Annotated in this window: 14 protein-coding genes and 1 pseudogene; 6 read left to right on the forward strand and 9 right to left on the reverse strand. The window is 60.6% G+C overall.

All coding sequences use genetic code 11. The features are described from left to right. Window positions 1-62: 62 nt before the first annotated feature. Together CWE01_RS05030 and CWE01_RS05035 are read right to left on the reverse strand one after the other, a co-directional pair. Window positions 63-518: a DUF4400 domain-containing protein gene (locus CWE01_RS05030; RefSeq protein ID WP_256579308.1), complete on the reverse strand. Its 456-nt coding sequence runs from the start codon at window positions 516-518 to the stop codon at window positions 63-65. An 87-nt stretch (window positions 519-605) separates the two neighbouring features. Then, on the reverse strand, window positions 606-1301 hold the full coding sequence (locus CWE01_RS05035; RefSeq protein WP_305884363.1) for a tRNA (adenine(22)-N(1))-methyltransferase TrmK: 696 nt from the start codon (window positions 1299-1301) through the stop codon (window positions 606-608). 72 nt (window positions 1302-1373) lie between these two features. Here CWE01_RS05035 and CWE01_RS33785 point away from each other — a divergent pair, with 72 nt between their 5' ends. Genes CWE01_RS33785 through CWE01_RS05045 form a run of 3 tightly spaced genes read left to right on the forward strand, consistent with a single transcriptional unit; the run spans window position 1374 to window position 2854 of the window. Continuing rightward, the gene (locus CWE01_RS33785; RefSeq protein WP_256579309.1) at window positions 1374-1499 is read left to right on the forward strand and encodes a hypothetical protein; all 126 of its coding nucleotides are present in this window, start codon (window positions 1374-1376) and stop codon (window positions 1497-1499) included. A gap of 3 nt (window positions 1500-1502) precedes the next feature. Beyond that, complete coding sequence (locus CWE01_RS05040; RefSeq protein ID WP_100939432.1) at window positions 1503-2117, forward strand: NAD(P)-dependent oxidoreductase; 615 nt, start codon at window positions 1503-1505, stop codon at window positions 2115-2117. After that, window positions 2069-2854, forward strand: coding sequence for a 2-keto-4-pentenoate hydratase (locus tag CWE01_RS05045; RefSeq protein ID WP_100939433.1), 786 nt, complete (start codon window positions 2069-2071; stop codon window positions 2852-2854). The genes CWE01_RS05040 and CWE01_RS05045 overlap by 49 nt, the downstream gene beginning before the upstream one ends. A 37-nt stretch (window positions 2855-2891) precedes the next feature. On the opposite strand, the gene CWE01_RS05050 is transcribed toward CWE01_RS05045, so the two are convergent. From CWE01_RS05050 to CWE01_RS33795, 4 genes and pseudogenes are all read right to left on the reverse strand, one after another. Next, entirely contained in the window at window positions 2892-3575 is a 684-nt protein-coding gene (locus CWE01_RS05050) for a phytanoyl-CoA dioxygenase family protein (RefSeq protein WP_100939434.1), read from the reverse strand. Window positions 3576-3684: 109 nt separating this feature from the next. Further along, window positions 3685-4158, reverse strand: a complete 474-nt coding sequence (locus tag CWE01_RS05055; protein ID WP_100939435.1) for a hypothetical protein — start codon at window positions 4156-4158, stop codon at window positions 3685-3687. Further along, complete coding sequence (locus CWE01_RS33790) at window positions 4155-4730, reverse strand: hypothetical protein (protein ID WP_256579318.1); 576 nt, start codon at window positions 4728-4730, stop codon at window positions 4155-4157. Before CWE01_RS33790 ends, CWE01_RS05055 begins: the two co-directional genes overlap by 4 nt. Before the next feature lie 65 nt (window positions 4731-4795). Next, window positions 4796-5128, reverse strand: a pseudogene (locus CWE01_RS33795) (saccharopine dehydrogenase NADP-binding domain-containing protein); the annotation flags it as partial. A 142-nt stretch (window positions 5129-5270) separates the two neighbouring features. Here CWE01_RS33795 and CWE01_RS05065 point away from each other — a divergent pair. Then, window positions 5271-5705 (forward strand): nuclear transport factor 2 family protein, encoded by a 435-nt coding sequence (locus CWE01_RS05065; RefSeq protein ID WP_100939436.1) that lies wholly within the window; start codon window positions 5271-5273, stop codon window positions 5703-5705. Between the two features lie 129 nt (window positions 5706-5834). Next, a complete protein-coding gene (locus CWE01_RS05070; protein WP_100939437.1) occupies window positions 5835-6419 on the forward strand; it encodes a TetR/AcrR family transcriptional regulator in 585 nt (194 codons plus the stop codon). Window positions 6420-6527: 108 nt separating this feature from the next. Here the strand turns inward: CWE01_RS05070 and CWE01_RS05075 are convergent, their stop codons facing one another. Both CWE01_RS05075 and CWE01_RS05080 read right to left on the reverse strand, forming a co-directional pair. Continuing rightward, complete coding sequence (locus CWE01_RS05075; RefSeq protein ID WP_100939438.1) at window positions 6528-7205, reverse strand: type 1 glutamine amidotransferase domain-containing protein; 678 nt, start codon at window positions 7203-7205, stop codon at window positions 6528-6530. A 285-nt stretch (window positions 7206-7490) separates the two neighbouring features. Next, window positions 7491-8888: an MFS transporter gene (locus CWE01_RS05080; protein WP_100939439.1), complete on the reverse strand. Its 1398-nt coding sequence runs from the start codon at window positions 8886-8888 to the stop codon at window positions 7491-7493. Between the two features lie 96 nt (window positions 8889-8984). On the opposite strand from CWE01_RS05080, the gene CWE01_RS05085 reads away from it, so the two are divergent. Continuing rightward, window positions 8985-9866 carry a LysR family transcriptional regulator gene (locus CWE01_RS05085; RefSeq protein WP_100939440.1) on the forward strand — a complete coding sequence of 294 codons (882 nt, stop codon included), beginning with the start codon at window positions 8985-8987 and terminating at the stop codon, window positions 9864-9866. A 362-nt stretch (window positions 9867-10228) separates the two neighbouring features. On the opposite strand, the gene CWE01_RS05090 is transcribed toward CWE01_RS05085, so the two are convergent. Then, window positions 10229-11101 (reverse strand): helix-turn-helix transcriptional regulator, encoded by an 873-nt coding sequence (locus tag CWE01_RS05090; RefSeq protein ID WP_100939441.1) that lies wholly within the window; start codon window positions 11099-11101, stop codon window positions 10229-10231. Between the last annotated feature and the right edge of the window lie 325 nt (window positions 11102-11426).

The raw sequence follows: 11426 nt of genomic DNA on the forward strand, positions 1-11426 counted from the left end.
TTCAACGTCCTTGCTGGCATCGGTTGAGGTCAGTAGCACAGGCTGGGCTCCCGGAAGCACAGCTAATCGGAGTGCTTCACCGTTATGAGGGGCGCCATCAGGAACAACGGCAGCGTCAGTATCAAAATTCGCGCCAGAAAGGTCAGCGCCGCATAGTCCGCCGCCAGCCCGTAGTTTTCCAAGTGCACATAGGCCAGCCCCAGGTAGCACTGAAACCCTGTATCCCGGTTACTGTTCAATCGGGCCTGCTCGGCTGATTGGGTGGTCCACTGGATCAAACCGGCTTTCTCGAAATCCCATTCATACGCCAGGCCGACGATCCAACGAGCGGTTTGCCCGGGCTGCTCGGCCATCAGGCTCTGGGCAAAGGCTGCCGACAACCACTCCAGCTCGCTGTTCAGCATGTCGCGCGAGTGATGCCAGCCTTCCTCCGGCCAGAAGAAGTACAACCCGATCCACTCGGTCACCACGCTGAAAAACAACGACACCAACAAAATGCCGAGGAGGGTGCCGGCCACGTCGTGTCAGTGAGTTACTTCAATAACGAGCTGACGTTCTCCCTTTGAGCTTCAGGACACATCAGTCATAGCGCAAGGCAAAGTCCCTCAAGCCAGCAGCTCAGTAATCCATCGGGCTTGCCGGGCAACCTCCTGCACCTTCTCCTCAGGAACAGCCTGCCGCGCCCGGGCGAAATTGGTCAGGGTCTTCTGCTTCTCACGCAGCACACGCTGCCACTTGGCCAGGAACACCGGGCTGCGTGCCTGCATCTGCAGCGGGCCGAAATACAGCTCCTCGGCGCTATACATCACCGGCCCGGCGCGCTCGGCGACGATGATTTCGTAGTCGAAGCGGTTTTCCCGCAGCAGTTCCTCGCAGAGGATGCTGTAGTCGTTTTCCATCAGCCATTGGCGCAGTGGTTGCTCGCCGCCGTTGGGCTGCAGGATCAGGCGCTCCTGGCCGCTCAGGTGTGCTTTTCCGCTGTCGAGGATGTCACGGATGGTCTCGCCGCCCATGCCGCAGATACTGATCGCCGTGATCCCGTCTCCCGGCTCGATCGCCGCCAGGCCATTGGCCAGGCGCACGGTGATTTGCTGCTCCAGGTCGTTCTCGCGCACGGTGCGTTCGGCCGCGTGGAACGGCGTCAATGCCACCTCGCCAGCCACCGCCGCCGCAATGGCGCCACGGCGCATCAACGCCACCGGCAGGTAGCCGTGATCCGAGCCGATATCGGCCAGGCGCGCACCTGCGGGTACATGCGCCGCCACGCGCTCCAGGCGCATGGACAATGTCTGTTCGTTCAACGGCAACCCCTTTTCACCACGAGCATCCTGCACCTTTGGCCGGATCGGGGCGCGACTCTATCGAGCAACGCCGTGTATTTCAAATGCTGGCGACCGGGGGATCGCCGCGCCTTGGCCGAATGCGATCTGGTGTTTCTGTCACTGCCCGACGATGAGGTGGTCGACAACTTCCTGTTTGGTGCCGAAGGCATCGCGTAATGGATGCGCCCCGGCAGCACTGTCGTCGATACCAGCACTATTGGTTATGCGCAAACCCTGAGCATCGAAATGAAATTGGCCGCGCTGGGCAGTCACCTCCTGGATGCACCGGTTTCCGGAATGGCCTCCCGCGCTGCCGACGGCACACTGACCGCCATGTGTGGTGGTGGCGAGCCGGTATTCAATGAGGTCGCCCCTTACTTGAGAACAATGGCCTCAACCGTTCTCCACATGGGCGCGGCAGGTACCGGTCAACTGACGAAACTCATCAATCAATTGCTGCTCGATATCAACTGCACGGCTATTGCTGAAATCCTGCCGATGGCCGTCAAGCTGGGTCTGAACGCAGAGAAAGTCGCGGCGGTCGTGAACAGTGGCACAGGTCATAGTTATGCCTCGGAGTTCTTTGTGCCGCATATTCTTGCTGGACGGTTCAGCAATGGCTATCCACTCAAGCATGCCTACAAGGACTTTGTCAGTGGAGCAGGACTGAGCGCGAAGATGGGTATGCCGCTACCGATGTTATCCTCCGCCATGGCGACTGCGTGCCGAATAATAAGGAGCTCCACATGCAAACTACTCGTTTTGATCCAGTCGCTACCGCATCGGTTTTGTTGAAGGTGTGGCGCAGCGGCGAGCTGCTGAACATGCTCCCAACTGAAGTAAAACCGGAAACCCTTGAACAGGGCTATGACGCGCAGGACGAGCTTTTTAAAGCCGCCGACGGTGTTCGGGCTGGCTGGAAGCTGGGCGTGGGTAGCCCAGGCGCGATGCGCGCGGCAAAATTGTCACGGCCGCTGGTAGGGCAGTTGGAAAAAGCCCGTTTGCATGGGAGTGGCATACACCTGCAACTGCCTGCTGATGCCTCGGTGACTGTCGAATGCGAAATTGCTTTCGTTCTGGATCGAGACCTTCCTCCGCTGGCTGGCCGAACGGTGGATCCTGAAGACATTCGCTCCACCTGTGTGACCTTCGAGGTGCTGCGCTCACGCTTCACGGACCGTAAGACAGTCGGGTGGCCAAGTTATGCCGCGGATAACGTAGGTTTTGAAGCGCTGGTCGTGGGCAAGCCGATTTGCGAAGGTCTTGACCTGCAGATGATGCGTGAACTGGCCGAAACTGCCGTCGTTAATCTGGACGGCCTACCCAAGGCAAAGGGGCTGTTTGGTGACAGCGCCACAGACCCTCTGAGTTCACTGGCGGCCCTGTACCAGCATGCGGCCGAGCGGGGCGTGACACTGCGTGCGGGTGACTTGGTTTCTACTGGCGCCATGTGTGCACCCATCGACATCAAAGGTGCCGGTCACGTCCTGTCAGTGAGTTACTTCAATCAGGAGCTGACGTTCTCTCTTTGAGCGCCAGGACGCATCAGTAATAGCGCAAGCCAATGCATCAACGCTGAACCTCTTGTCCAGAACCCACGGGATCGAACCGTTCGGTTGTGTCCATCCGGATATTTCGCAGGCTCACTGTTTCCAGGTGTGAGGCGTATAGAGGTTCCGCAAAATAGCTGATCAGGATGGAGCGACGGCGTGCGCCGATGGCGTTCAGACTGCCCGCATGCACCAGATCGACATCAAATACCAGGATATCACCCGCGGAGCCTGAAAGCTGCACGGACCGGGACTCGTCATTGAAGTTGAATGGCGGCTCTCCCGGCTCAGGGCGATGGCTGCCGGGGACGATACGTGTTGCGCCGTTCTCGGGGCCAAAATCGTCGAAATAAGCCAGGACTCCCACCATGTCGCCGGGCCGTTGGGCCGACAAATCGCGGTGCAGCTGCTGATGACCGCCACCGGCAAGGGGCTCGCGACCCTCCACCTGCGAGAGGAAGAACCGTTCTCCAATCAACTCACCCACCGCCGCCAGCACCGCCGGTAGACGGCACACGGCCTGAACCTTCGAATCAACGTCCAACAGCGAATGGCGACAGTCCGCGCTACGCGGCACTGGCCATTGGTCCGAGGGTTTCACACCCGCATCGAACACGGCGCGAAGCTCACCCAGCCACTCGGCCGGGATCGCTCGACGAAGCAGTACATAGCCATCTCGATGGAGTTGTTCGCGGTCAGTCATCGCTTCCTCAATTCCCTAACCAGCAAGGCGTCTTGCAGAATAGCCCGGAGCCAGGCATCAGCCGCTCATACAGGTGGAAAGTCTTCGGCGGATTATCGAAATCCGACTTTCATACCCCGGGCTCCTTGGTAACAGCACCCAGGTACGCCGCCATCGCCGCAAAACGCTGCCGGGTTTCCCATTCGAACACCCGGTTGACCAGCGGATCCAGCACCCACCCCAACCACCTCGGTCGCAGTCGGACGCTGAACGTATAAATCAGCTCCGAGGTGGCATCATCAAGGTCACGATGCCGCATTGAAGCGGCCCACCACTGAAAGCATCCCGCCGGCTCCACTATTACCGCAGCCGCCACTTGGGCAGGCCGGTAGTTAACGAAACGCGTACGCAACGCAAACAGACGTTTCCACCCGCGCCCCTGGTTGATCGTGATTGCGCCGATGTAAGGGTGATCGCCCCCGCCCTCGACCGCCGCATGGGACAGCAACGTATCCCACTGCCGACGCAGGCTATGGTTGTGAAACGCTTCAAAAGCATCGGCGGCCGAGGAGGGCATGATCAGGCTGATTCGACGTTGCTTCATTGCGTTTCCTCGGCAATGGCAGAGGTGAATTTCCAGCGTTGGAATTCAACCTCGAACTCCTCCAGTTCCAGTAACCCAATACACGGGAACGCTCCCGTCAGGTGAAGCTCGTTCTTCGCCAATTTGCAGGCGAGCAACACCGCCGCCATACAGGGAATCTCCGGCCCGTTCCCGCCCGGTGCGGTTAACTGCCAAGTCAAACAACCTTGTTTGCCACCCTCAAGCACCCCTCGCACTTGAACCTTCATGGCGCCCATGTCACTGCCCAGAGGATCAAGCACCCGCGCGGACAGTGCATCCAGCCGAGCCGCCCATCGATCGATCGGCAATGGCAAGCCAAGCCGACGCAAGGCGGCTGCCAACCAGAGGCAGATATGCTGAATCCGCAGTTCCAGCGCCGCATGGAATTCGACATCGCGGACACCCGGGTATCGGGCAGGAAACAGGGCGAGGTCTGGCACATCACACGCCGCTCCCAGGCGTGGGGACAAGCCGACGAAGCTGAAGCGCCGGATGTCCTGCCAACCGAACTGTTTACGCCATGCGCCGTCATTCCAGCGTGCAAAGGCCAACCCGGCATAACCAACACGCCCGCGGATTTGGCCTGAGCGTCTACATTGGCTGAGAAGTGCTCGACAAAGTCTCGACCGTCCGCGAGGTCAAGGTAGTGTGCGCCGACAGCACAAGCTGCCTTCGCGACGCCATAGTCCTGGCCCTGAAATGGCCCGGCACAGTGGATGACCAGGCCCGGTGCAGCTTCGGCGAGACGGGCTTCGAAGTCGGGGGAATTGATATCAAGGGGGAGGGTGGCAACGGTCCGACCGGAGCTGAAGGTATGGACGCTCCCGCCAGTGCTGCGACTGGCAGCTATCACCGTCAAGCCCGGCTCCTGCGCGAGGCGCTGGCAGATACGCGCTCCGAAGTTGCCCAAACCGCCGATTACGATGACGCGCATGACTATCCTTGGCATAAGCTCTGATCGGCTAGGGTATAAGGCTGCACTGCACAGTTCAATGCAGGCTGAGGTCCCTCCGCCAACCCGCAATACCGTCAGGGCTGGCTGCTGAACGTTGAACGTACTCCAGAACAATAACGATACCGAGGAACGCAAGATGTCCGAACTCAAGCTTCACCCGCAAGCCGCTGCCTCCCTGCAACACTGGCATGACATGGTTGCGCACGGCGACCTGGCCGCTCTGCCCGAACTGTTGGCGGCAGATGTGGTGTTCCGCTCTCCCATGGCTCATACCCCATACCCCGGGGTGCTGGTGGTCTCGACCATCCTCGGCACGGTCATCAAGGTCTTCGAAAACTTCACCTACCATCGTGAACTGGTCACCGCCGACGGCTTCAGTGTGGTGTTGGAGTTCAGCGCCGAGGTGGCGGGGCGACAGCTCAAGGGCATCGACATGATACGTTTCGACGAGACTGGCAAGATTATCGAGTTCGAAGTCATGGTCCGCCCCATGAGTGCGCTGCAGGCACTCGGAGAGGAAATGGGACGGCGCTTGGCACCCTACCTGGCGGCCGCCAAGACCCAGGGCTGAAGTTCACCTGAAGGGGAGTGACTCGTGCTCCCCTCTCCTGATTCAGCGCGATTGCGCAGATCACGCTTATAATGAGGTCACTGAATTGCCATATAGACGACTGGTCTAGTTCTGGATATCCTGCGCACCATGAAACCCAGCTATGATGACACTCGCCAACACCTGCTCGATACCGGCCACCGGATGATGTCGGTCAAAGGTTTCACCGGTGTCGGCCTCAACGAAATCCTGCAGACGGCGGGCGTGCCCAAGGGGTCGTTCTACCACTACTTCAAGTCCAAGGAGCAGTACGGCCAGTCGCTGCTGGAAGACTACTTCCGCCACTACCTGGCCGACATGGAGCAGCGCTTCGCCGCGCCAGGGCAGAGTGGCTGCGAACGCCTCATGGGCTATTGGCAGAATTGGCTGGACAGCCATGGCGAGCCCTGCGACGGGCAGAAGTGTCTGGTCGTGAAGTTGAGCGCCGAAGTGGCGGACCTCTCTGAGCCCATGCGCATCACCCTGCGTGATGGCGCCGACCGGATCATCGAACACATCACTGACTGTATCGAACAGGGGCTGCGCGACGCGTCCCTGTCGTCAGGCAACGCCCATCGCACGGCTACGGCGCTGTATCAGCTGTGGCTTGGCGCGAGCCTGATGAGCAAGCTGCATCGCAATGGCCGCCCCCTGGAAAATGCCATGGCCACGACCAAGGCCATGCTGGGGATCTGACTTCTCCTGGAATGCAATACCCGCCTCTGGGGGCGGGTATTTTTTTGATCGAGTATTAATTGACTGGTCTAATTTCGATCATTGTGGTGCAAGGCTACAGACACCTTCTCAGGCCAGCAGTTTGAGCAACGCATGGGCTGTGGCTTCGGAGGAGGCCGGATTCTGGCCGGTGACGAGCAGCCCGTCGACTTCGACGTGGGACTGCCAGTCGGCACCCTTGGTGTAGCGCCCGCCATTGGCCTTGAGCATGTCTTCCACGAGGAAGGGCACGACCTCGGTCAGACCCACGGCGGCTTCCTCGCTGTTGCTGAAGCCGGTGACCACCTTGCCCGCCACCAGCGGATGGCCATCGCTACCCTTGACGTGGCGCAGTACCGCCGGTGCATGGCAGACCACCGCGACGGGTTTGCCCGCTTGGATGGAGGCTTCGATCAGGGCGATGGAATGGTTGTCTTCCGCCAGATCCCACAGCGGGCCATGGCCACCGGGATAGAACACGGCGTCGAAGTCGGCGATGGAGACCTCAGCCAGCTTACGGGTATTGGCCAAGGCTTGAACAGCGACCGCGTCGGCTTCGAAACGGTGAGTGGCTTCGGTCTGGAAGTCGGGCTCGTTGCTCTTGGGGTCAAGCGGCGGCTGGCCACCTTTGGGCGACGCCAGGGTCAGTTCGGCGCCAGCGTCGGTAAAGGCGTAATAGGGGGCGGCCAACTCTTCGAGCCAGAAGCCAGTCTTCTTGCCGGTGTCGCCAAGGGTGTCATGGGAAGTCAGGACTACGAGGATCTTCATGGTATCTACCTGTCGGTTGAGGTGAGGAGTGTAGCTGTCGAAATGGGTCGTTGCGTTATTCGTATTAATAGACCGGTCGTCTATTAAATGGATAAAAAACATCGACCACACTGCGGGATCTCGATAGGCCAGCAGCCGTGAACCCCTTTTCAACGATTTCGAACGGGGCCGTGGCATGGATGTGCTGGCGTATGACGAGGGTCATGAGTGTGTTCGTGAAACGGACTATATAAATAAATAGACCAGTCGTCTATATCTAAATTAAGCCCGAAAGGGAGAACACCCTCAGGTGCAGGCACGACGGTTGGCAAGGCGTTGAGCGCGGTGATGCCTCAAGCCAAAGAATCCCGTCACAATACTCACCGCCAGTAGCGCCACGCAGGCAATCAGCGCCTGCTCCATACCGAGCATAAACAGCGCTGGCTGCGCGTGCCGGACCAGGCCGCCGAAGAGCGCCACCCCCATGACGCCCCCGACTTGTCGTGCCGCATTCAGCAGGCCGGAAGCGACTCCCGCGCGGTTTGCAGGAACGGCCGTCAGTACCGCCTGGGTGATAGTGGGAATCACCAGGGCAATGCCACTGCCGGCAAGGAGCATCGGCAGGACCAGAAGCGTGTAGGACTGCGTCGCCAAGGCGGGCAGCATCAGGGCGTAACCGCAGGCAGAAACCGTCAGGCCCGCCACCACCAGGGCCTGCTCGCTCAGACGCCCCATGAGCCGCCCGGCGAGGATGTTCATCAGCATCAGCACCGCCATCATTGGCAGGAAGGCCAGGCCGGTACGTTGTGGGCTCAATTGCCAGATCGACTGGAAGAAGAGGCTGAAGGTAAAGACCATTCCGTAGAACACCAGGTTGATGATCAAGCCAATGACGGTCGCGCTGCCGACCGTCCAATCCCGGAACAATTCCAGCGGCAGCATGGCCTCGGGGTTGCGCGCCTCCAGCCAGAGAAAGGCGCCGCTGAAGACGCCGCACAGCCCCAGTACGCCCAAGACAGCGGGGCTGGTCCAGCCCAGATCAGTGGCTTCGGTAAGGGCCAGGGTCAGCGTCCCCAATGCAAGTACACCGGTGACCTGTCCGGGTAGATCGAGGCTTCGTCCGCGCTGTGCTACCGAGGCCGGGGCATGACGCGCGGTCAGCCAGAGCCCGATCACGCCGATGGGCAGGTTGACCAGGAAAATGCTGCGCCATCCCAAGCTCTCTATCAGCACGCCGCCGATTACCGGCCCGGCGGCCAAGGCAATACCACCACCGGCTCCCCACCAGCCGATGGCCCGGCTGCGTGCAGCGGGATCTTCGAACACCTGGCGCAGCAATGACAGCGAAGTGGGTACCAGCAACGCGGCTCCCAATCCCTGGGCCACTCGCCAACCGATCAGGGCGGCCAGGGAGGTCGCCAGGCCGCAGCCGACGGAGGCCAGGCTGAACAGGGCGAATCCCGCCATGAATACGCGCTTGGCGCCAAACCGATCACCCAATGCCCCGGCCAGCAGCAGTGAAGAGGCGAAGACCAAGCCGTAGGCATTGACCACCCACTGCAGGTCCAGGACGTCGGCGCCGAATGCCGAGCGCAGCGCATCGAGTGCGACATTGACCACACTGACATCGATAAGCACGACGACGAAGCCGAGGCAGGTGGCTACCTGGGTCAGGCGGGGATGCGAGCGGATCGGGCTGGGCATGGGAGGTTCCTTCACATGGAAAACCAGTAGCGTACGGAGGGGCCTTCTGTTCGAATACTCCATAAACCTGCACAGTTAACCGGAGAAAATGCACCGATGTTTGACTGGGAAAACCTGCGTTATTTCGTCGCCGTGGCCCAGACCGGGAGCCTTTCCGCGGCGGCACGGCAACTGAAGGTCGACCACGCCACGGTCGGTCGTCGTCTGGGTGCGCTGGAAGCCGAGCTGCAGGTACGTCTGGTCGACCGCCTGCCGCGTGCCTGCCAGCTCACGGCCTTGGGCCGGCAGGTGCTCGAGTTGGCCGCGCAGATGGAGACGACTGCCTTCGCCGTGGAGCGCGTAACGCGCGCCGAGCAGCCTTCCATGACGGGGAGGGTGACCCTGAGTGTTCCCCCGGTCCTCGCCAGCAATTTCTTCGCCCGGCACTTGGGGGTATTTCGTCAGCAGTACCCGGGCATCCAGTTGTCCATTGCCAGCCAGGTGCAGAGCGTCTCGCTGGGACGGCGCGAGGCGGACATTGCCGTACGACTGTTCCGGCCGAGCGAACCCCGCAACGTCACGCGAAGGTTGGGCCGAATGCCTTTCGGTCTATACGCCAGCCGCGACTACCCGCAGGCGCAGCGACCGGATGACTGGGGATTCATTATTTATGACGCACAGTATGCGGATATGCCCCATCAGAAATGGATGCTGACGGTCGCCGCCAATCGACCGATCGTCTGTGAAGTCAGCGACCTCAGCACGCAGAAAGTGGCGGCGCTCACGGGGATCGGTGTGGCTGGCTTGCCGCTTTTCATGGGCGAGGAAGAGCCTGGCCTGCAACGATTGCCGTTCGAGGGGGAGGCTTTCCATCGCGACATATGGCTGGTCGTGCATGCTGACCTGCGCAATTCGCCGATGATTCGGGGGGTTATCGACTTCATCGTCGACGCAATGAAGCAGACGTTCGAGATGGGGGTGAGCGATGAGCGGGGATGACTCGGTTAGCGAATATTCAGACCAGGAAAATCAATCTGTCGCCCTTTTCCAGTCCGCAGCCGTGGGTCGTGATTCTTTTGCATTGATCTCACCCAGGCTGCGGGCCATATGGCCCGCGTCTGCCAGAGGTTGGGCACTGGCTTCTGGAGCTGGATGCTGACTAACAATAGGCCGTGTTCGGCATTGCCCGCAACGCGTCCCCATCCCGAAGCTGTGCTCATCTCGAAAAGGGTCGCCTTTGTCGGGTCGGGCTCGAGCACCTGGGCTCACAAGGCCCACTCTGGAGACTCTGGCGGCGGATTTGTCGGGACTCGTGTCAAGGTCGTGAGTGGCTCGCGCATCAGTCTTGACCGGCCCCGCGCTTATCCATAGTGGTCCTTTCGTGGACCGGTCTTGCCTGCCGGTGCGGCAGGCATCTCCGCTGCAACAGCCGGTACATGTTTCGCCCGGCTGGGCACAAACGCCATCCAGCGCGTCAAGCCATGCCGGCCACTGACCCCCAGTTTGGTGGTGGCGCGCTTGAGGTAGGTTTCCACCGAGCTGTTCTTGACGTTCAGGCGCTGGGCCATTTCCGACACGGTGATACCGGTCAGCAAGCCCAGGCAGACCTCCTGCTCGCGCGCCGACAGGTTGACCGCATCCTGCGCCAGGCGTCCGCTGAAAGCCTGATGCAAGGACTCAAGTTCGGAGTCGGCCTGTGTGGTGCCGGTCCATCGTGTTCCGGGCTGGGCAAGCAGCTGTGCACGGTGTGCCACGAGTGGTAGCAAGGTGTCGGACAGGCTCTTGAGCAGCGTCAGTTCGGCCACGGAGAACGCCCGCAAGCTCGCCAGGCGATGGCAGCAGATGACCCAGCGCAGATCGCCACTGCCCGAGACCAGATTGCACTGGTGAACGCTGCGCTGTGGGTGTTGCAGGCTGGGCGGTGTCTTGAGCTGGATCAGCAGCGGCGCCTCCATCTCCATGACACTTTGCAGCAGCGGATGGGGGAGGCTGTCCGGTGCGCAAAGGTCGTGGGGCTGTCCGGCGCTGCCCAGGCATTTGCTCGGGCCGATACTGCTCCGGTCCGCATCCAGGGTCCATTCGCTGAGGTCCAGGCCGTGGATCGGCACCAGGCTGTTGACGAACGTCAGCATGTGCTCGGCAAAGGCCTCCTCGGCGGCGCTGGAAACCAGTTCGCCCAAGCGCAGGTAAAGGTACGGATCGTGTCCGTGGGTGAGGTCGTGCGTCAGCTTCATGCTGGTATCTTCCTTGATGGCGATCGTTCGAAGGGTGGCTCCATATCGGGTGTCGCCCTTGTCAGTTGATGATATCCGACATTCAATCTTAAGGTTTTATCCTACGTCTGTACTGGGAAATAGGGACGCCAATTGCAGGCTTTTCGGTCGAGTGCAAACGCTGGCAAACCCCTATGGCCATTGGCCTTCATGGCTGTCCGAGCCTTCTGCGCAAGGGCTGGCAGGGCAGCGTCGACGGTCGTTGTCGGGGTTTTGAGGGACAGACAGGGTCGGCAGGCTGCTGCTTAATATGCTGTTCATCAGCCTACAAGAAGGATCTTGTGCC

The organism is Pseudomonas sp. QS1027, from assembly GCF_002814235.1.
Classification (GTDB): domain Bacteria; phylum Pseudomonadota; class Gammaproteobacteria; order Pseudomonadales; family Pseudomonadaceae; genus Aquipseudomonas.